Genomic DNA, 20,488 nt, shown 5'->3' with positions numbered 1-20,488 from the left:
ATGTCTTCCCGGCCGTTCGGCCGTTCCGACGTTTCAAACTCTAGCCGATTTCCTGGCCGACTCATAATCGAGTCTTTCGAAATGAATTTCGGCATGCCGAAATTCGTCCCGGTAGGGAGATCGTGCTGAGTTTGGTTGCCGCGTTCGCGGCGGATCGGCTGTCGCAGAACCGTTCCGGCTCCGCGACAACTCGAAGTACTTTACGCATCGGCAGGGGCCGTGTCAACTCCCCTCCATGCCCCGTCTCCCCGGCGTACCCCGACCGCTCGTCAGTCCAGGTCGGTGAGGCGGCCGCCCGCGTCGGGCTGGGCGTGTTCCACCCGGCGCAGGAGGCGGATCAGCAGCTCGCCGAGGACACCGCGCTCGTCGCTCGACAGGTCCTGGAGCAGGTCTTCCTCGAAGTTCGTGGCCATGCGCATGGCCTCGAGCCACTTCGCCCGGCCCTCGTCGGTGAGCTCGACGATGACGCGGACCCGGTTGTTCTCGTCCCGGTCACGGGTCACGAGCCCTTCGCCCGCCATGCGGTCGATGCGATGGGTCATGGCGGCGGGGGTGAGGCCGAGGCGCTTGGCGAGCTCACCGGGGCCGAGGCGGTACGGAGCGCCGGAGAGGACGAGGTGCTTGAGGACCTCCCACTCGGCGTTGCTGATACCGAGCTCGGCGACCTGGCGGCCGTACGCCACGTTCATGCGGCGGTTCAGTCGGCCCAGCGCCGAGACCACTTTCTCGACCTGGGGATCCAGGTCACGGAACTCGCGCTGATAGGCGGCGATCTGCTCGTCGAGGCTCGGCTCCTGCGTGTCGGACATGCGGGGAGTATCCCACGGCGCCCGTTGGCGTTGAAGTCCTTCGATGTGTACAGTTAAGGATCGAACTTTAGTGTTGAAGTCTTGCTGACTAAGACCTCCGGACCAGAAGTAGGTGAGTGTGACCAAGGCGATGGGCGCTGCGATGCGCCGGATCCAGGCAGGGAACGCGCTGAGCGCGTTCGGGCTCGGGTTCACCGTTCCGTATCTCTATGTGTATGTGGCTCAGGTGCGGGACCTGGGCGCCAGTACGGCGGGTGTCGTGCTGGCCGTCTTCGCCATGGCCGCTCTCGTCGTCCTGCCCTTCACCGGGCGGGCCATCGACCGCCGCGGGCCGCTGCCCGTGCTGGTGGGTGCCGCGGTGCTGGCCGCCGTCGGCGCCCTGGGCATGGGACTGGCCGGAAGTGTGCCGGCCGTCGTGCTGGCGGCGGCGCTGCTCGGTGCCGGTACCGCCGTGATGCAGCCCGCGCTCGCGACGATGATCGTGTGGTGCTCGCCGACCGCCGGCCGGACCCGGGCCTTCGCCATGCAGTTCTTCCTGCAGAACCTCGGGCTCGGTATCGGTGGCCTGATCGGCGGGCAGCTCGTCGACGAGAGCCGGCCGGGGAGCTTCCTGCTGCTGTTCTCGATCGAGGCTGCCATGTTCCTGGTACTGGCCGGGATCGCCGCGACCGTGCGGCTGCCGCACTCGCCGTCGATCGCGGACGCGCGGCCGGAGAACACCGAGGCGAAGGCCAAGGGCGGCGTGCGTGCCCTGCTCGGGCACCGGTCGATGGTGCAGTTGTGTGTGCTGGGCTTCGTGCTGTTCTTCGCCTGCTACGGGCAGTTCGAGTCGGGTCTCGCGGCGTACGGCACGGAGGCCGCGGGCATCGAGCCGTCGACGCTCGGGATCGCACTGGCGGCCAACACCGCCGTCATCGTCGTGGCGCAGTTCGTGGTGCTGCGGTTCGTGGAGCGGCGCCGGCGCTCGCGGATGATCGCCGCCGTGGGCCTGATCTGGACCGTGGCATGGGTCTTCGCGGGCTACGCGGGCCTGGGGCACGGCAGCCAGACCATGGCGACCGCCGCGTTCATCAGCACCTACGCCCTGTTCGGGCTGGGTGAGGCCATGCTGTCGCCGACCGTGGCCCCGCTGGTGGCGGACCTGGCGCCGGAGTCGATGGTCGGGCAGTACAACTCCGCGTTCGCGCTGGTCAAGCAGCTGGCCCTGGCCGTCGGGCCGGCCGTGGGCGGGCCCATGGGGGCCGCCCTGCACGGTCCGTACATCGTGACGTTCATCCTCTTCTCGCTGGGCATCACGCTGCTGGCACTCCGGCTGGGGCGCGGTCTCACACCCGCCCAGGACCACCCCTACCTGGTGGCGAAGTCCCGGGTGGTCGCTCAGTACAAGCCCGAGCAGCCGGTCGAGGCGGCCGCCTGACCCGGTAGCGCGAACTCGCACCAGACCGCTTTGCCGCCGCCGGGCGTGCGGCGGCTTCCCCAGGACGAGGCGATCGTGGCGATGATCGAGATGCCGCGACCCGCCTCGTCCTCCGTTTCGGCGCGGCGGCGGCGCGGCAGGTGGTCGTCGCCGTCCGTCACCTCGATGATCAGGCGGCGGTCGGTGCGACGCAGACGCAGGCGCATGGGCGGGGTGCCGTGCTGGAGTGAGTTCGCCACGAGCTCGCTGGTGGCGAGGACGCCCAGGTCGCGCAGCTCCACCGGGAAGCGCCAGCTGGCGAGGACTCCGGAGGCGAAGGCACGCGCGCGGGGGGCGGCCTCGATGCCGCCGAGCAGGTCGAGCGCGGCGTTGTGGAACAGCTCCGCGTCCGGTCCCGAGCGGGAGGGGTGCTGAAGGACCAGTACGGCCACGTCGTCGTCGTGTTCGGCGGTGACGCCGAGGGAGCGCAGCAGCCTGTCGCAGACGACCTGGGGGCTGCCGGTGGCACCGGCCAGGGCGCGTTCGAGTGCGGCGACGCCCTCGTCGATGTCCTCCCTGCGCCTCTCGACCAGGCCGTCGGTGTAGAGGACGGCGGTGGAGCCGGGCGGCAGGGTGATGGTGCCGGAGGCGTGCAGCCAGCCGCCGGTGCCGAGCGGCGGGCCCGTGGGGTCCTCGGCCCGGCGGACGGTGCCGTCCTCGTCCCTGACGAGGATCGGGAGGTGGCCCGCGGAGGCGTAGACGAGGCGGCCCTCGTTGGGGTCGTGCACCGCGTAGACGCAGGTGGCGATCTGGCTCGCGTCGATCTCGGCGGCGAGTCCGTCGAGCAGTTGCAGTACCTCGTGGGGCGGAAGGTCGAGGCGGGCGTAGGCGCGGACCGCGGTGCGCAGCTGGCCCATGACGGCGGCGGCGCGGACGCCGCGGCCCATGACGTCCCCGATGACGAGGGCGGTGCGGCCGGCACCGAGGGTGATCACGTCGTACCAGTCGCCGCCGACCGCGGCGTCCGTACCGCCCGGCTGGTACGTCGCGGCCACGCGCAGGTCGTCGGGCTGTTCCAGCTCCTGCGGGAGCAGGGACCTCTGGAGGGTGACGGCGGTCTCGCGGTGGCGGCGTTCGCTCGCCCGCAGCCGCTCGGCCGCCTCGGCGTGGTCGGTGACGTCGGCGGCATGGACGAGGACCCCGGCGCCGTCCTTGCCGCGCATGTCGGCGGGCAGGCAGGTGACCGTGTAGAAACCGCCGCCGCTGGTACGGCGGGATTTGACGGTACGGGGCTTTCCGCTGCGCAGGACCTGGTCCATGAGGGGCAGCAGGCCCAGCTCGGTGAGCTCGGGGCAACTGCTCGCCACCGTGGCGCCCGGCGCGCGGGGGCCGAAGGCGGCGGCGTACGCGTCGTTGACGTACGCGACGCGGTGCTCGGGGCCGTAGGCCAGCGCGACCAGGCCGGGGAGGCGGCCGAGGATCTCCCGGACGGAGAAGTCCTCCAGGGCGGGGACGTCGTCGGGCAGGGGCTCGGGCTGCCGGCCGGACTCACCTCGCGCCGCCGGGACGGAGCCGTCCCCGCGCTGCGTCGCCGGCGGGACCTCTTGGTCGGTCCCGCGCGCGGCGGCACGGCGCTGTGTACCGGGGAGTCGGGCGCTCCAACGCGTGAAGTTCACGGATCTGTATGCCTCGTGGTGTCGTTGCCGTGCTGAGTCACTCTGTGCAGGTGTGAGCCCACCTATGGTCACACGTCCAGTGTGACCGAGCGCACTGACAAGGGGGGTCGGGCGGCGTCAGGAGGGCTTGGGCCCGCCGTCCGCGGTGCCGCCCTTCGCCGTGTCGTCCTTGGTCGCGGGCGGCGGCCCGGCGGCCAGTTCGAATTCGGCGCGCGGGTGTTCCAGCGAGCCGAGCGACACGATCTCACGCTTGAAAAGGCCGGAAAGGGTCCATTCGGCGAGAACGCGTGCCTTGCGGTTGAAGGTGGGCACGCGGCTGAGATGGTAGGCGCGGTGCATGAACCAGGCCGGGTAGCCCTTCAGTTTGCGCCCGTAGACATGGGCGACGCCCTTGTGGAGGCCCAGGGAGGCGACCGAGCCGACGTACTTGTGCGCGTACTCCTTGAGGGGCTGTCCGCGCAGGGAGGCGACGAGGTTCTCGGCCAGGACCCTGGTCTGGCGGACGGCGTGCTGGGCGTTGGGGGCGCATTCCCTGCCCGGTTCGTCCGCGGTGACGTCGGGGACGGCCGCGGCGTCCCCGGCGGCCCAGGCGTGTTCGACGCCCTCGACGGTGAGGCGGGCGGTGCACTTGAGGCGGCCGCGCTCGTTGAGGGGGAGGTCGGTGGCGGCGAGGACGGGCGCGGGTTTGACGCCGGCGGTCCACACGACCGTACGGGTGGGGAACCGGGACCCGTCGCTGAGCACGGCGACGCGGTCCTCGCAGGACTCCAGGCGTGTTTCGAGGCGTACGTCGATGTTGCGGGCGCGCAGCTCGCGCACCGCGTACCTGCCCATGTCCTCGCCGACCTCGGGGAGGATGCGGCCGGTGGCCTCCACGAGGACCCATTTCAGGTCGGTGGGCTTGATGTTGTGGTAGTACCGCGCGGTGTAGCGGGCCATGTCCTCCAGCTCGGCGAGGGCTTCGACGCCCGCGTATCCGCCGCCGACGAAGACGAACGTGAGGGCGGCGTCGCGGATGGCCGGATCGCGGGTGGAGGAGGCGATGTCCATCTGTTCGATGACGTGGTTGCGCAGCCCGATGGCCTCCTCGACGGTCTTGAAACCGATGGCGTAGTCGGCGAGGCCGGGGACGGGGAGGGTGCGGGAGATCGAACCGGGCGCGATGACCAGCTCGTCGTAGGCAACCTGGAGCGCGCCGGCGCGCTCTTCCTCCGTGGCGAGTGTCGTGACGGTGGCCGTGCGCTTGGCGTGGTCGACGGCTGTGACCTCGCCGATGACGATCTTGACTTTGTCGAGCACACGACGCAGGGGCACCACGACGTGGCGCGGGGAGATCGAGCCCGCGGCCGCCTCGGGGAGGAAGGGCTGGTAGGTCATGTAGGGGTCGGGTGTGACCAGCTGGATCTCGGCCCTGCCGCTTCTGAGCTCGGCCTTGAGCTGCCGTTGGAGGTGCAGGGCGGTGTACATCCCGACGTAGCCACCGCCGACAACGAGAATGCGCACAGGTTCGGTCACCTACCCATGACGCAACGGCCTTCGGTGTTTGTCCACAGGCCCGGCAAATTGTGTGACCGGAGGTTCGGGGAGGCGTGGGGTGGCGGAAGCGTCGGGTGTGGGGAAAGGTACGCAGGTCAGAGGGTGGGGAAGGGGTTGTGGCAGGGGGCAGAAACGGGAGTGTTCCGGCCCTTGCTCCGATCGGGGGGCGCACCGGACGGAACTGCCCCTTCTGAATTGACCCTGACTCAACTATGTTCGTATCTCACGGGGTGTCCGGACGTCGCACATGACCAAGAGCGCGGCGGGACCCCCGGATGTCAGGGCGGGGAGTCTCCGGGGGGAGACATCATTACCGGGGGAACGGTTATGCACATTCAGGATTCGCATTGGCAGGCCGTTGTGGCGCCGTCGGACGGGATCGGCAGCGGCAACGGGCGCGCGGGAGCCGCGGGGACCAGCCGTACGGCGCCGCTTCGCGTGGACGCACAGCGCAATCTCGAGCACGTTCTGCGTGCTGCTCGCGAGGTCTTCGGCGAGCTGGGTTACGGGGCGCCGATGGAGGACGTGGCGCGCCGGGCACGGGTCGGGGTCGGCACGGTCTACCGCCGTTTCCCGAGCAAGGACGTGCTGGTACGGCGAATAGCCGAGGAGGAGACCTCCCGGCTGACCGAGCAGGCGCGTACGGCGCTGGGGCAGGAGGAGGAGCCCTGGTCGGCGCTCTCCCGCTTCCTTCGCACGTCGGTGGCCTCGGGCGCCGGGCGGCTGCTGCCGCCGCAGGTGCTCCGGGTCGGCGTCGACGACGCGACGGGTTCCACGCAGGGACCCGTGGCCGAGCCGGCCGACGGGGCGCGGGTGCCGCAGCAGCGGACGGCGGGCCAGCCCGAACTGCGGGTCGTGGGCCCGCGTCCGGTGCCTGCGGCCGAGCTGGACGACGCGGGTGCGTCGGAGCTGCTGGAGGTCGTGGGGCAGCTGGTCGACCGGGCCCGGGAAGCGGGTGAGCTGCGCGGCGACGTGACGGTGGCGGACGTGCTGCTGGTCATCGCCACGGCGGCGCCCTCGCTGCCGGACGCGGCGCAGCAGTCCGCGGCGTCGGCGCGACTGCTCGACATCCTGCTGGAGGGTCTGCGGTCGCGGCCCGCGTAGCGGTGTCGGGGTGCGTGGCGGGCGGCTCTGTCGGGCCGCTCCGCCCGCACATGGCACACGGCCTTTCCACGTTGCCCCGAACGGGCGACGCCCGGAGGCCCGGTCGGGGAAGTCTCCCCGGACGGGTGGTTGACACCTGAACCGGTGAGGCGGGTTCACGCGCTGTGGGACTCTTGCCCGGTGTTCGGGTCTGAGCAGGGGTACGGGCGTGTCCGCGACGGGTTTCCGCGATGAGTGGTGAGGGTCGTGGCGAGCCGCTGGGCAGCGGCGGTGCGAAGGAGACCGGTGAGCCGTCCGCCCGGCAGGTACCGAGCCAGGGCGGTCGGGGCGGCTCCGCCGGGACCGGTCGCTCCGGTGGGGCGAGTGTTCCCGCTCAGCGCGAGAGCGACTCGTCCTGGTCCGTGCTGCCGCCGCCGATCGAACTGCCGCCCTCGGACGCCGATCTGGTCCAGCGGCTGAGGAACGGTGACGACAGCGCGTACGAGGAGCTGTTCCGCCGGCATGCCGACGCGGTGCGGCGCTATGCCCGTACGTGCTGCCGTGACGCGCACACCGCCGAGGATCTGACCGCCGAGGTCTTCGCACGGACCCTGCAGGCCGTGCGCGGGGGCGCCGGACCCGGGCACGCGGTGCGGGCGTATCTGCTGACGACGGTACGGCGCGTCGCCGCCGCGTGGACGAGGACCGCCAGGCGGGAGCATCTGGTCGAGGACTTCTCGGTGTTCGCCGCACAGGCGGCCCGGGCCGCCGACGCCATGGACGACACCGGGTCCCTGGGCTCGTTCGGGGCGGGGCTCGAACTGGGCGCCGATGTGCGTGCCATGCACGAGGCGGAACAGTCGCTGGCCCTGCAGGCGTTCCGTTCGCTGCCCGAGCGGTGGCAGGCGGTGCTCTGGCACACCACCGTCGAGGAGGAATCACCCAGCAAGGTCGCGCCGCTGTTCGGGCTGACCGCCAACGCCACGGCCGTGCTCGCCCACCGGGCCCGGGAGGGCCTCAAGCAGGCGTATCTGCAGGCACATGTGAACGAGGCGCTCACCTCGGGGGGCGAGTGCGCGCGGTACGCGGACCGGCTGGGGGCGTACGCGCGCGGCGGATTGCGCATGCGGGCCGAACGTGGGCTGCGCAGGCACTTGGAGGAGTGCGCCAAGTGCCGGCTGGCGGCGGGCGAGCTGGAGCAGGTCAACGCCGGGATTCCGGCGCTGCTGCCGGTCGCCGTCATCGGCTGGTTCGCCGCCGGGTTCTCGCTCAAGGCCGCCGGGCTCGTGGCCGGTGGGGCCGCCGGGGCGGCCGGAGCGGTGGGAGCGGGTGCGGCGGCCGGCGCGACCGGCTCGGCGGGGGCTGGTGCGGCCGGGACGTCAGGCGGGGCAGCAGGCGCTGCGGGTCCCGGTGCCGGCGGTGCTTCCGGCGGGGCGGGGGCTGCCGCCGAGGGAATCGGAGTGCCCGCAAAGGCCGGGCTCGCGGCTGCCGGTGTCGTCGCGGTGACCGCCGGTCTGGTGTGGGCGCTCTCGGCCGGCCCCGACCCCGCTCCCCGCTCCCCGGCAGGGCCGCCGGCCGCCGAGGCGCTCGTGCCCCCGCAGGAGCCCGCCTCCGCGCCGTCAGGGGCCGCGCCGAAGCCGCCTCCGGCACCCGAACCGCCGCTCCCGCCCGCCTCCGGCACCACACCCCCAGCCGCGCCCACGACGCCCGCACCCGGGCCCACAGCGGCCGCACCCGTGCCCACGCCGCCCCCCGGCCCTTCGGCCACTCCGCCACCGCCCCCGCCAACGCCCCGGCCGACACCGACCCCCACGGCGACGCCGGCCCCCACCCCGTCGCCGGTACCGCCGCACGCACCCGTCGCGTACCGGCTCAGCCGGCTGCGGTACGACGTGACCGGCGACGGGACCGCGCCCGAGGTGCGGATCGCCGCGTCCAGCTGGATCTGGCAGCGGTGGGGGATGTCGATCGACGGCAGGCAGTACGGGCACGGCGTCACCGTGCACGCCGAGTCGGCCGTGACCGTCGACCTGAACCGCCAGTGCGACGCCTTTGACGCGCTCGTCGGTGTCGACGACATGACGCTGGGCATGACGCTGGGCCTCGGCGCGGTCCGGTTCTCGGTGTACGGGGACGGGAGCCGGCTGTGGCGGTCACCCGTCGTGCGCGGCGGGGACGCGGCGGTACCGGTGCACGTCGGCATCGCGGGCCGCAAGACGATCCGCCTCGTCGTCGAGCCCCACACGGCGAACCCGCTCGGCTCGGTGGCACTCGCGGACTGGGCCCAATCGCGGATCAGCTGTCGCTGACCGGACCGGTCGCCGGAACCGTCGCCGGACAGGTCAGCGGCCGGCCACCGTCCCGCTCTGCCCCTCCACATGCAGGTCGAGCAGGTCGATCACGCCCTTGAGGGTGAGGTCCGCTCCGGCGGCGTACCGCTCCTCACCCGGCTCGGCACGGGCCCCGGCCTCGACGGTCTCGGCGTCACGCCGCTCGGGTACGGCGCGGGGGACGCCGCGCCGCCAGTTCCGCGCCCGCCGGCACCCGCACGGCGAGCGCCGGTTCACCGGCGGGACACAGGACGAAGGCGGCGCTCTCGGCGAGGCCGACAGTGACGTACTCGGCGCAATGCGCGCCGCGGGCCGTACGCAGCGCGGTGCGGAAGCCGCACAGGGCGGCGGCAGGGCCCGGCTCCTCGCAGGCAGTGATCCGTGCGTCCGTGCCGCGGATCACGGCCGCGAAGTGCGGCCCCGCACCCCACCGGCGGAGGACGGGGGTCTTGGAGCCACAGGCATCGGCTGCCCGGCACGTGGGCCGTGGCAGCGGCCCCCTGGGACCACTGGCCGCGAACCACGCCCACAGCGGGCGATCACTCCCCCGTCCCACCGGCCGCGGACAGAGCTGGGCCGTCGGGCCCGGTCCCGCGACGGTCGGGGACCCGCCGCCCCGCGCCGGCACCCGCACGGTCGATGGGGCCGCGGTCGGGCGCGTCGCTACGAGCGGAGGGACGGGCGCAGCGGGACTCCCGCCGGGACCGCGCGCTGGCGGGGGGCCGCGGGGCCCGTCCAGCAGGTGCCGCGGCGGGAGAGGAGGCGGCGGAGCCAGAGTTCGGTGGAGACGAGGTCCGCCAGGCCGTCGAGCGGCACGGGCTCGCCCTCGCTCGCCGCCCGGAGCGCCTTGCGGACCACGCGGGCCTCGACCAGGCCCGCGTCGGCGAGGAGCGGGGCGTCGAAGAGGGACATCAGATGCGGCAGGGCGAGCCGCAGGCCCGCTCGGGCGGCGGTGGTGGAGGGGGCGTGGGAGGTGGCGCCCCAGCCGGGGGGCAGTTCGTGGATACCCGCGCCGGCGAGGACGGTGCGGAGGACCGCCGCACGGGCGCCCGGCCGGACGCGGAGGGACTCGGGCAGGTCGCGGCAGGCCCGTACGACCTGGTTGTCGAGGAACGGGGCGTGCAGCCGCTGGCTGCGGACCTCCGCGGCCTGCTCCAGGATGCGGTGGTCGGCCGCGTGCCGGGCCAGTGCCGCACGCGCGCGTGCCTCGCCCGGGCGCTGGACGGAAGTGGGCCGGGTGGCCGCCTGCTGGAGGCGAACCGATACTTCAGCGAGTGCCTCCCCCGTCAGCCAGCGTGCCGCGGGGCCGGGGCGGGACCAGGCGAGGGCGGCGAGGGAGGCACCCAGGGGGCCGTCCGCGAAGGGCGGCGGCGCCGTGCGGTTGGCCTCCAGCAGCCGGTCGGCCGCCGTCTCCAGGCCCGCGCGGTAGGGCGTGCGGGCCAGTCGGCGGGCCGCCCGGTACACCGTCAGCGGGACGAGCAGGGAGCCGGCCGACGGCCCTGAGGCCTTGGCCAGGGCGGTGACCGGCCGCAGCAGGTGGCGGCGTCTGTGGTCCATCAACAGGTCCGCCAGGCGCGCCGGGTGGGCGTCCAGGACCTGTCGTGCGCCGTGGCCGGTGAAGTGGTCGGCGCTGCCCGCCGCGAGCCGGCGCCGGTGGCGTTCGGCGGTCACCAGGGACGGGCCGGGTTCGTCGGTGAGGGGGCCGTCCAGTCCCGTGTACGGGAGGGCTTCTTCGGACGCGGCGACCACGACGTGGTGCAGCCGCGGGTTCTCGGCGATGGCGCGGGCGCGTTCCAGTTCGGCCTCGTGGCCGCCGGTGGCCAGGTCGTTGAAGGTGACGGCGAGCAGCCGCTCCCCCGCGCCCGTGCCGTGTCCGAGGATCGTGCCGGGGACTCCGGGCAGCCCGGCGGCGAGCAGGGCCAGCGTGCCGGACGCGCTGCCGCCCGACAGGTCGGCGCCGATCCCGGGGGCCGGGGCGCCGCGCGCGGCGCGCCGTTCGGCGGGCCCCATGCCGGGTACGGGCCCGGGGTCCGGCGGCAGGGTCTCGGGGGCGTGCCGCGGGGCGGTGAGCCGCGCGCGGACCGCCTCCACCAGGGCGTCGCGTACGCCGTCGACCGCGCGGGCCGGGTCGATCTGGGGTGCCGCCACGGCGAGCGAGGCGACCGGCTCGTACCCGGTGATCTCCCGCGAGCCCTCGCGCAGCACGAGCGCGTGTCCGGGCGGGACGCGCTTGACGCCGACGTAAGGGGTCGAGTCGCGCAGCGCCTCGGGTGTCTCGGGGCAGGCCAGCAGCGCCGCCAGGTGCCCGATGTCCAGCTGGGCCTCGATGAGGTCGGCGAGCGGCAGCGCCGCCGTGGCGTACGCCGTGCCGCCCGCCCACGGGGTGTGGAAGACGGGCCGCGCGCCGGCGAGGTCGCCGGCGACGGTGATGCGGCGCCCGGTCTGCACGACGGCGGTGTAACTGCCCGGCCAGGCGGTGAGATGGCGCATGGCACCGCCGCGCGCCGCGAACAGACCGACCTTCAGTTCCTCGTCGTCGGCGGCGCAACAGCCGAGCACGGCAAGGCGGGTGAAAGGATCGACCGTGACGACGCGGACCTCGTCGGGCCGCCAGTCACCGACCGCCCACAGCGGGTCGGGGTCGCCCCACAGGAGCTGGCCGCCGACGGGGTGCATGGTGCGGCCGTCGTCCTCGGTTCCGACGGCCCCGGCCGTCCCGAAGCTCGCGGCGATACTGCTCCACCCCACCAGCCACCGCATCGCCGCCTCCACAGCCTGTGGACAAACTCCGCACAGTCGATGAGGACATGCTGCCACGACAACCGGCGCACAGGAGGGGCTAAGGGGTCGCGCCCTGAAAAGGGAACGCGCCCCTGGCATTGGCCATTTGACGACGGTCCGTGCATGGTTCGACCGGTCGAACCATGGGCATCATTCAGCCAATCTCCACGCCCATACGAACCGTACATTTGTCCACACTTCACTCATACGCCAGTCCGGGAGGCGCCCATCGCCTCCCGGACCGGTCCGCCGCCCGCGGGGATTGAGGCGACGGTGTCCCCCAGCCCGCTGGTGTCCAGTACGCAGCGGGCCGACCCACGCAGCACCCATGGAAGCGCTCCCCCCGCGGGCCGGGCCAGAGCGCACGGGCGGGCGCACGGCCACACACCCGGAGCACGGACGAGGGACGGCGGGCGCATCGCGTCCTCTTGTACGCACAACAATCCCGCCATACGGAACACCGCCCCTTAACGGTCGGGATGCGGCGAACTACGCTGGGTTTACGAATGCCGCGCGCCTATGCCTGGCGTCGCGGCGGCCGTCTGGGTGTCGAGGGGTGGCGCATGTCCAGGGAGCTACGCGGGCCGAACGAAAAACTCGGCACCGTTCTCGCCCTCGCGGGAATCAGCAACGCCGGCCTCGCCCGGCGGGTCAACGACCTCGGGGCACAGCGCGGTCTGACCCTTCGGTACGACAAGACGTCGGTGGCCCGGTGGGTGACGAAGGGCATGGTGCCCCAGGGCGCCGCGCCGCATCTCATCGCGGCCGCGATCGGGCAGAAGCTCGGCCGCCCCGTGCCGCTGCACGAGATCGGCCTCGCGGACGCCGACCCGGCACCCGAGGTCGGACTGGCGTTCCCGCGCGATGTCGGCGAGGCGGTCAAGTCGGCGACCGAGCTGTACCGGCTGGATCTGGCCGGGCGGCGGGCGGGCGGCGGCGGGATTTGGCAGTCCCTGGCCGGTTCGTTCGCCGTCAGCGCGTACGCCACCCCCGCGTCCCGCTGGCTGATAACCCCCGCCGACTCCTCGGTGGAGCGCTCTGTGCCGGCGCCCGACGGCGGGCCGGACGGCGCCGGGCACGCGCGCGTGGGCCACAGCGACGTGGCCAAGCTGCGCGAGGCCGCCGAGGACGCACGGCGCTGGGACTCCAAGTACGGCGGCGGCGACTGGCGGTCGTCGATGGTCCCGGAGTGCCTGCGGGTGGACGCGGCCCCGCTGCTGCTCGGGTCGTACTCCGACGAGGTCGGCCGGGCACTGTTCGGGGCGACCGCCGAGCTGACCCGGCTGGCCGGGTGGATGGCCTTCGACACCGGCCAGCAGGAGGCGGCGCAGCGGTACTACATCCAGGCACTGCGCCTCGCCCGCGCGGCGGCCGACGTGCCGCTCGGCGGCTATGTGCTGGCGTCGATGTCGCTGCAGGCCATCTACCGGGGCTTCGCGGACGAGGGCGTGGACCTGGCTCAGGCTGCGCTGGAGCGCAACCGGGGCCTCGCCACCGCGCGCACCATGTCGTTCTTCCGGCTCGTCGAGGCGCGGGCGCACGCGAAGGCGGGCGACGCGGCGGCGGCCGGGGCGGCGCTCAAGGCCGCGGAAGGATGGCTGGAGCGGTCCCGCGAGGGCGACGCGGACCCGACCTGGCTGGGCTTCTACTCGTACGACCGGTTCGCCGCGGACGCCGCGGAGTGCTACCGGGACCTGAAGGCTCCGCGCCAGGTGCGCAGGTTCACGGAGCAGGCGCTGTCCCGGCCGACGGAGGAGTACGTGCGTTCGCACGGCCTGCGGCTCGTCGTGAGTGCCGTGGCCGAACTGGAGTCGGGCAACCTCGACGCGGCGTGCGCGGCGGGCACGCGCGCGGTGGAGGTGGCCGGGAGGATCTCCTCGGCGCGGACGACGGAGTACGTACGGGACCTGCTGCACCGGCTGGAGCCGTACGGTGACGAGCCGAGGGTCGTGGAGCTGCGGGAGCGGGCGCGCCCGCTGCTGATGGCACCGGCGTGATCGCGTGACACGTGTCCCACCTGGTTTAAGGCCATTGTCAGTGGGCCAGTGCACTATCTGGGGTGGGAGGTGGCACACGTGTCCGCGTACGGCAGAGGTTTCGACTGCGACGTGCTGGTGATCGGCGGCGGGATCGTCGGTCTGTCGACGGCGTACGCGCTGACGCGCACCGCCCCCGGGACCCGGGTCGTGGTGCTGGAGAAGGAACCGGGACCGGCGCGGCACCAGACCGGCCGCAACAGCGGCGTGATCCACAGCGGCATCTATTACCGGCCGGGCTCGCTGAAGGCGCGGTTCGCGGTGCGGGGCGCGGCCGAGATGGTGAAGTTCTGCGCGGAGTACGGCCTGCCGCACGAGGTCACCGGGAAGCTGATCGTCGCGACCGAGCGGGCCGAGCTGCCGCGGCTGCACGCGCTGGTGCAGCGGGGCCGGGAGAACGGCATCCCGGTGCGGGAACTGGGTCCCGCGCAGATCAGCGAGTACGAGCCGCATGTGCGGGGACTCGCGGCGATCCACGTCGGCACCACCGGGGTGTGCGACTACGGCGCGGTGGCGGCGCAGCTCGCCGAGTCGTCCGGCGCGGACGTGCGGTTCGGCGCGGAGGTCACCGCCGTCGACCGGCGGCCGTGGGGTGTCGCGGTCCGCACGGCGGCCGGCGACATCGTCCGCGCGCGGGCCATGGTCAACTGCGCGGGACTGCACTGCGACCGGGTCGCGCGGCTGGCCGGCGACGAGCCGGGCGTGCGGATCGTGCCGTTCCGCGGCGAGTACTACGAGCTGGCGCGGCCGGAGCTGGTGCGGGGCCTGGTGTACCCGGTGCCGGACCCGGCGTTCCCCTTCCTCGGCGTGCACCTCACCCGGGGCATCGAGGGCGGCGTGCACGTGGGGCCGAACGCGGTCCCGGCCCTCGCCCGCGAGGGTTACGGCTGGTCCACCGTCCACCCGCGCGAGCTGGCCGCCACCCTGACCTGGCCCGGCTCCTGGCGGATCGCCCGAAGACACTGGCGTTACGGCGCGGGCGAGCTGCACCGTTCGCTGTCGAAGCGGGCCTTCACGGAGGCGGTCCGGCGCCTGCTGCCGTCCGTCGCCGAAGCGGACCTGCACCCCGCCCCGGCCGGCGTCCGCGCCCAGGCCGTCCTGCGGGACGGCACGCTGGTCGACGACTTCCTGATCCGCGAGACCACCCGCACGGTGCACGTCCTGAACGCCCCCTCCCCCGCGGCGACGGCATCGCTGCCCATCGGCCGCGAGGTGGCCCGCCGCGTCCTCGCCCACCTGGGCGGCGGCTGACACCCCACCCCCACCCTCATCCCCACTCCCACCCCGACCTACGCGCGGCAGCCCCACGCCGACACGTCGCCCGGCGCCCGGCCCGGCCGCCCCCGCCACCCTGCCCCCCGCCAGCCGGCTGACGCCCCGTGCCCGGCGCCCCGGCAGCCCCCGCCCCCGAGGGGACGGGGCACGGCCGGTCGGGGAGTGGCGGGGCGTCGGTAGAATCGGGGCATTGTGTCTGAGTCCCGTGAAACCGCCTTGCACCGTCGGCCCAAGGGTGAGCCCCGCTTTCCCGAGGGCCCCTCGCCCGATCCCGCCGGGTCGCACTTCGAGCGGCGGATCAGGAGCTTCCAGCCGCGCCGCAGCCGTGTCACGCCCGGGCAGGCCGATGCGTTGCGCCGGCGGTGGGCGGACTGGGGTCTGGACATCGACGGGCAGCGGACGCTCGATCTCGCGGAGATGTTCGGCGGACTGCCCGTCGTGCTGGAGATCGGGTTCGGGATGGGCGAGGCCACCGCGCAGATGGCCGCGGACGACCCGGCGACCGGGATCCTCGCCGTGGACGTCCACACCCCCGGCCAGGGCAATCTCCTCAACCTCGCGGACAAGGCCGGCCTGACCAACGTCCGGGTGGCCAACGGCGACGCGATCATCCTGCTGCGCGAGATGCTCGCGCCCGACGCCCTCGACGGCGTGCGGGTGTACTTCCCCGACCCGTGGCCCAAGAAGCGGCACCACAAGCGGCGGCTGATCCAGCCCGCGTTCCTGGACCTGGTCGCCACCCGCATGAGGCCGGGTGCCGTGCTGCACTGCGCCACCGACTGGGAGCCGTACGCGGAGCAGATGCTGGAGGTGCTGTCCGCGCACCCGCGGTTCGGGAACACGGTGCCCGACGGCGGCTACGCGCCCCGGCCGGCGTTCCGGCCGCTCACCCGGTTCGAGGGCCAGGGCCTGGACAAGGGGCACGTCGTCCACGACCTGCTGTTCCGGCGCGTGTAGCAATCTCGTCGCGGACTGTCAGTCGTCCTCGTTAGGGTCGATGGGTGTCCCAGTCGCCCTCACAGCACCCGCCCCCGCACCACCCGGCCGTCCCGGCGTACGAACCACAGCCGTCGTTCGACGCCGTTCCGGAGCGTGCCCGCTGGCGCTACAAACCGCGCCGCGCCCTCTGGCGCAGCAAGGCGGTGCGTGCCGTCGCGGTGTTCACCGTGCTCGCCCTGTGCGGGCTGGTGATCCTGGCACTGGTCCGGGAGCAGACCGGCACCGAGGGCTTCGTCGTCGGCCTGGGCCTCGCGCTGCTGCCGGTGCCGCTGCTCATGGCGGCGTTCCGCTGGCTGGACCGCGTCGAGCCGGGCCCCTGGAAGAACCTGATGTTCGCGTTCGCGTGGGGCGCCTGCGCCGCCGCGCTCGTCGCGATCATCGCCAACACCTTCGCGACCCGCTGGATAGCGACCGCCACCGCCGACCCGGCGTCCGCGGACACGCTCGGCGCGACCGTGATAGCCCCCGTCGTCGAGGAGAGCGCGAAGGCCGCGGCCGTCCTGCTCATCTTCCTGTTCCGCAGACGGGACTTCACCGGCCTCGTCGACGGAGTCGTCATCGCCGGCTTCACGGCCACCGGTTTCGCCTTCACCGAGAACATCCTGTACCTCGGCAACGCGTTCGGCGAGGACCAGGCGATCGGCACGTCCGGCTTCGCCTCCGTCACGGCCGCGACGTTCTTCGTACGGATCGTGATGTCGCCGTTCGCGCATCCGCTCTTCACCGTGCTGACCGGCATCGGCTTCGGCCTCGCCGCGCTCACCGCGCGGCGCAAGAGGATACGCCGGGTCCTGCTGCCGTTCCTCGGGCTCGCGCTGGCCATGGGCATGCACGCGCTGTGGAACGGCTCGGCGGCCCTCGGCCCGTTGGGGTTCTACGCCGTGTACGGGGTGTTCATGGTGCCCGCGTTCGGGCTGCTGACCTGGCTCGCCGTCTGGACCCGGCAGAAGGAGCTGCGCACCATATCGGGCGAACTGCCGGCGTACGCCGCGGCGGGCTGGCTGTCCCCGGCCGAACCGCTCGCGCTCTCCTCGATGAAGGCGCGCGGGATGGCGCGTGACTACGCGCGGCGTACCTTCGGTCCGGCCGCGGCCCGCGCGGTCGGCGAGTACGAGGCGTTCGCGACCTCACTGGCCTTCTTGCGCCACAGGGCCCACCGCGGCGCGGCGGACCCGGACTTCGTGGCGCGGGAGCAGGAGCTGCTGCACCACCTGTGGCAGCGCAAGGAGATGGCCGCGCCCGCGCTGACGTACGCGGCACAGGCGACCGGCCGGGTGTGGACGCCGCCTCCGTACCTCAACTACGGCGGCTACAACCCCTACCGCTCCTAGGGCGTGTTTCGTCGAAGAGGTTGCCGCCGAGCGCGAGGGGGAAGACGCGAAGGCCGGACGTGCCCCAACGCGGAGTGACGTCAGGGGGCGTCAACGGGTCCCGCTCAGGGGCTGCTCCGCACACGTCTCACGAGCGAACGAAAACCGGCAGCCCTGTCGTCGGGGGGGGTGCCGCCAGGACTGCCGGAGTCTTGCGAAGAACGGTGGTCAGACCGTCAGGCCCTTGCCGCGCAGCCAGGCCAGCGGGTCGATGCCGTCGCCGCCCGGCGTGTGCACCTCGAGGTGCAGGTGCGGGCCGGTCACATTGCCGGTGGCGCCGACGCGGCCGATGGTCTCGCCGGTGGCGACCGTCTGGCCGGCCCCGACCGTCATCGACGACAGGTGGCAGTACCAGACCTCCGTGCCGTCCTCGAGCTCCAGGACGATGCGGTAGCCGTACGAGCCGGACCAGCCGGCCGACTTGACGGTGCCGCCGTGCACGGCCTTGGCCGGGGTGCCCGTGGGCGCGGCGAGGTCCAGGCCGGTGTGGTACCCGGAGGACCACATGGAGCCGGCCTCGCCGTAGGTGGAGGTGATCGTGTACGAGGAGGTGGGGAGGGACCAGGCGGCGGCGAGCTTGGCCAGCCGCTCGGCCTCCGCCTTGGCGGCGGCCTCGGCCTCGGCCTTCTCCTGGGCGGCCTGCTCCGCCGCGGCCTCCTTCTCGGCAGCGGTCTGCTGGGCCTCGGCCTGCTCGGCGGCCTGCTCGGCGGCGGCCTTCTCGGCCGCGGCCTTGGCCTGCGCCTCGGCGTTCGCCTGCTGCTGCTCGGCCTGCTGGAGGATGCGGGCGCGCAGCGCCTCGCCGGCGTCGGCCCCGCCGTCCTGCTCGCCGGAGGTGTCCTGGGTGAGGGTCGCGGCGGTGAGCGGGGTGCTGTCGCCGGCCTCGGGGGTGTCCTCGTCGGAGATCAGGTCGCCGACGCCCGGGAGGGACTCGGCGTCCGGGAGGTGGTCGGTGATGGCGTCGGGGAGGGATATGGAGACCGCCGGCTTGTCCTGCGCGGTGGCCATGCCGCCCGCGCCGACCGCCGCGATGACTCCGACGCCGAGGACGGTGGAGCTACGGGCCAGGCCGCCGCGCTGTTTGGCGACACGGTGCCGGCCGCGGACCGGGCGGACCGTCTCCTCGGTGGGGTTCCACTCCTCGAACTGCGCGTTTGCGCCCGGGGCGTCCGGGATACCCGAAGAACCGAACGAGGTGAAGGGAGCTTCGGGGGCAGGCCTGTTGGACGCCACGGAGGCGCACTCCTTTCCTTCCTTCTCGCCTACCGGGTTAGCTGACGGGTTCGGAGCAGGAAGGTCTCCTACGGGCCGCTTCGGCCCGATTCACCCCAAGGTGGTGGTTCCCCGGTTCCCTTGCGGAATTCGGCGCACGCGCACGGTGCCGTCCTGACGACGGCTGGGACGACCGCGCTGCGTTATCGAACGTTAATAGACGTCGGTACCCGATTCCAAGCTGTTCCCGTTGATCATTAACCAATGGACCGGGGGACTTACCCCACCAGAAGCTGCCAGAATCGGGCGAGTTGACCACGCCGATAAAACATTCACAGGCCCATTAGTCCCTGACTGTGCGTCAAATGTTATGCGGAGGGCTGCTCACCGGTCACGGAGCGTGGCGACGGTGGGCGCTGGACCGCCAGCAGCGCGAGATCGTCCGTGGCCCCGCCGCCCGTGTGCCGCCGTACGTCCTCCACGAGCGCGTCCAGCAACGCCTCGGGCTCCTCGAAGGCCTGCCCCGAGAGCCACCCGCGCGGGTCGTAGAAGTCGCCGTGCGCGTCCCGGGCCTCGGAGAGCCCGTCCGTGTAGAAGAGCAGCGTCGCGCCCGGCGGGTACGACACCTCGTACGCCCGGTCCGGCCAGGCGGCCAGGTCGGCCATGCCCAGCGGGAGCGCGGGCTCGGCCGGCTCCAGCAGGTCCACGGCCCCGTCGGTGCGCAGCATCAGCGGCTCGGGGTGACCCCGGTTGACCACCCGCACCACCGCGTCCCCGCGCGGGATCTCGGCCAGCACCGCGGTGGTGAACCCCTCGACGGCGTCCAGCCCGTCCCGCCGCGTCCCCTCCCGCGCGAGCGCCCGCTCCAGCCGCTGGGCCACCCCCTCCAGCGAGCTCTCGTGCTCGGCCGCCTCCCGGAAGGCCCCGATGACGACCGCCACCGCCTCGACCGCGCCCAGCCCCTTGCCCCGGACGTCCCCGACGACCAGCCGCACGCCGTGGGGGGTGTCCTGCACGGCGAACAGGTCGCCACCGATGAAGGTGTCCGCCTGCGCCGCCTCGTAACGCGCCGCGACGCGCAGGCCGCCGATCCTGGCGGACGGCTGCGGCAGCACCGCCCGCTGCGCGGTCTCGGCGATCACGCGCGCCGAGGCGAGCCGTTCGTCGCCGCGGCGCACCACATGGTTGATGAGCAGGGCCAGCGCCGCCACCGTCGCCAAGGTGACGATCTCGGTGACGGTCGGCGCCTGTCCCAGGGTGCCCATGGAGAGGCGCAGGCCGACGACCCCCACGAGGGGCACGAGCCCGGCCACAAGGGTGGCGGCCAGGGTGAAGAAGGGCGCGGCGACCAGCGGGGCCGCCGCGAACAGGGGCACGGCGGTGTACGGGCTGGGCGTCGCCAGGTCGTACACCACACCGCCGGCGATCAGCAGTCCGGGCAGGACGCGGATGACGGGGTCGACCCCTCTGCGTCGCACTCGCTGCCCCACGACTGGTCTCCTGCCCGCTCCACCCAGGCTGCGGACGGTAATCGCGCGCCACCCGGGCCGGCCGGAGCCGCGCCGCGCGGCGAGGCGCCGTCCGCCGACCGGGCGACACGGGCGGCGGCCGGACCGCCCACCGCGGGCTCCGTGCCCGCCCGCGCCGGGCCCCCGCCCCGGGCCACTCCGGAGCCGGACACGCCGAAGGCCCGGATCTCAAGGATCCGGGCCTTCGGTTTCAGTAGCGGGGACAGGATTTGAACCTGCGACCTCTGGGTTATGAGCCCAGCGAGCTACCGAGCTGCTCCACCCCGCGTCGGTGAACACCACCTTACGCCATCAAGACCAAGATCATTTACATTTACGGGGCGCGGTCTCGTGACGGACGGCGAAGCGCCCCGCCCGGAGGGTTCCGGACGGGGCGCCATGCGGTAGGCCCTGTGGGACTCGAACCCACAACCAACGGATTAAAAGTCCGCTGCTCTGCCAATTGAGCTAAGGGCCCGC

The 20,488-nt window shown here is 73.2% G+C and carries 14 protein-coding genes, 2 tRNA genes and 1 riboswitch; of the genes, 7 read left to right on the top strand and 9 right to left on the bottom strand.

The genetic code is table 11. The annotated features are described in order from the left end of the window. Positions 1-269: 269 nt before the first annotated feature. The gene (locus tag ACY34K_RS10330; RefSeq protein ID WP_462745835.1) at positions 270-809 is read right to left on the bottom strand and encodes a MarR family winged helix-turn-helix transcriptional regulator; all 540 of its coding nucleotides are present in this window, start codon (positions 807-809) and stop codon (positions 270-272) included. Positions 810-939: 130 nt separating this feature from the next. On the opposite strand from ACY34K_RS10330, the gene ACY34K_RS10325 reads away from it, so the two are divergent. After that, on the top strand, positions 940-2,226 hold the full coding sequence (locus ACY34K_RS10325) for an MFS transporter (RefSeq protein ID WP_462745856.1): 1,287 nt from the start codon (positions 940-942) through the stop codon (positions 2,224-2,226). Here ACY34K_RS10325 and ACY34K_RS10320 read toward each other — a convergent pair. Beyond that, the gene (locus tag ACY34K_RS10320; RefSeq protein WP_462745834.1) at positions 2,187-3,881 is read right to left on the bottom strand and encodes an ATP-binding SpoIIE family protein phosphatase; all 1,695 of its coding nucleotides are present in this window, start codon (positions 3,879-3,881) and stop codon (positions 2,187-2,189) included. The genes ACY34K_RS10325 and ACY34K_RS10320 overlap by 40 nt on opposite strands. Positions 3,882-3,998: 117 nt before the next feature. Next, positions 3,999-5,348: an NAD(P)/FAD-dependent oxidoreductase gene (locus ACY34K_RS10315; protein WP_462745855.1), complete on the bottom strand. Its 1,350-nt coding sequence runs from the start codon at positions 5,346-5,348 to the stop codon at positions 3,999-4,001. Positions 5,349-5,744: 396 nt separating this feature from the next. Between ACY34K_RS10315 and ACY34K_RS10310 the strand changes: the two genes are divergently transcribed. Together ACY34K_RS10310 and ACY34K_RS10305 are read left to right on the top strand one after the other, a co-directional pair. Next, a complete protein-coding gene (locus tag ACY34K_RS10310) occupies positions 5,745-6,521 on the top strand; it encodes a TetR/AcrR family transcriptional regulator (protein ID WP_462745833.1) in 777 nt (258 codons plus the stop codon). Positions 6,522-6,751: 230 nt separating this feature from the next. Next, positions 6,752-8,809: a sigma-70 family RNA polymerase sigma factor gene (locus tag ACY34K_RS10305; protein WP_462745832.1), complete on the top strand. Its 2,058-nt coding sequence runs from the start codon at positions 6,752-6,754 to the stop codon at positions 8,807-8,809. Between the two features lie 33 nt (positions 8,810-8,842). On the opposite strand, the gene ACY34K_RS10300 is transcribed toward ACY34K_RS10305, so the two are convergent. Both ACY34K_RS10300 and ACY34K_RS10295 read right to left on the bottom strand, forming a co-directional pair. After that, positions 8,843-9,067 (bottom strand): hypothetical protein, encoded by a 225-nt coding sequence (locus ACY34K_RS10300; RefSeq protein WP_462745831.1) that lies wholly within the window; start codon positions 9,065-9,067, stop codon positions 8,843-8,845. Positions 9,068-9,493: 426 nt separating this feature from the next. Continuing rightward, complete coding sequence (locus ACY34K_RS10295) at positions 9,494-11,590, bottom strand: asparagine synthase-related protein (protein ID WP_462745830.1); 2,097 nt, start codon at positions 11,588-11,590, stop codon at positions 9,494-9,496. 584 nt (positions 11,591-12,174) lie between these two features. Between ACY34K_RS10295 and ACY34K_RS10290 the strand changes: the two genes are divergently transcribed. The 4 genes from ACY34K_RS10290 to ACY34K_RS10275 all read left to right on the top strand — a co-directional run bounded on the left by ACY34K_RS10290 (position 12,175) and on the right by ACY34K_RS10275 (position 17,252). Then, entirely contained in the window at positions 12,175-13,608 is a 1,434-nt protein-coding gene (locus ACY34K_RS10290; RefSeq protein ID WP_462745829.1) for an MFS transporter, read from the top strand. Positions 13,609-13,686: 78 nt separating this feature from the next. Then, positions 13,687-14,898, top strand: a complete 1,212-nt coding sequence (gene lhgO / locus ACY34K_RS10285; RefSeq protein WP_462745828.1) for an L-2-hydroxyglutarate oxidase — start codon at positions 13,687-13,689, stop codon at positions 14,896-14,898. A gap of 216 nt (positions 14,899-15,114) precedes the next feature. Next, positions 15,115-15,879: a tRNA (guanosine(46)-N7)-methyltransferase TrmB gene (trmB, locus tag ACY34K_RS10280; RefSeq protein WP_462745827.1), complete on the top strand. Its 765-nt coding sequence runs from the start codon at positions 15,115-15,117 to the stop codon at positions 15,877-15,879. A 44-nt stretch (positions 15,880-15,923) separates the two neighbouring features. Further along, a complete protein-coding gene (locus ACY34K_RS10275) occupies positions 15,924-17,252 on the top strand; it encodes a PrsW family intramembrane metalloprotease (RefSeq protein WP_462745826.1) in 1,329 nt (442 codons plus the stop codon). Between the two features lie 207 nt (positions 17,253-17,459). Here ACY34K_RS10275 and ACY34K_RS10270 read toward each other — a convergent pair whose 3' ends face one another. From ACY34K_RS10270 to ACY34K_RS10255, 4 genes are all read right to left on the bottom strand, one after another. Continuing rightward, positions 17,460-18,521 (bottom strand): M23 family metallopeptidase, encoded by a 1,062-nt coding sequence (locus ACY34K_RS10270; RefSeq protein ID WP_462745825.1) that lies wholly within the window; start codon positions 18,519-18,521, stop codon positions 17,460-17,462. 11 nt (positions 18,522-18,532) lie between these two features. Continuing rightward, positions 18,533-18,666: riboswitch (cyclic di-AMP (ydaO/yuaA leader) on the bottom strand. A gap of 202 nt (positions 18,667-18,868) precedes the next feature. Continuing rightward, on the bottom strand, positions 18,869-20,032 hold the full coding sequence (locus tag ACY34K_RS10265) for a PP2C family protein-serine/threonine phosphatase (protein ID WP_462745854.1): 1,164 nt from the start codon (positions 20,030-20,032) through the stop codon (positions 18,869-18,871). Positions 20,033-20,223: 191 nt separating this feature from the next. After that, positions 20,224-20,297: transfer RNA gene (locus tag ACY34K_RS10260), tRNA-Met, on the bottom strand. A gap of 116 nt (positions 20,298-20,413) precedes the next feature. Continuing rightward, positions 20,414-20,486, bottom strand: a tRNA-Lys gene (locus ACY34K_RS10255). Positions 20,487-20,488 lie beyond the last annotated feature (2 nt).

The sequence above is a fragment of the Streptomyces sp. STAM6 genome (assembly GCF_054963715.1).
The sequence above is the reverse complement of the archived record's forward strand: the minus strand, read 5'-3'. Positions and strand labels throughout refer to the sequence as shown.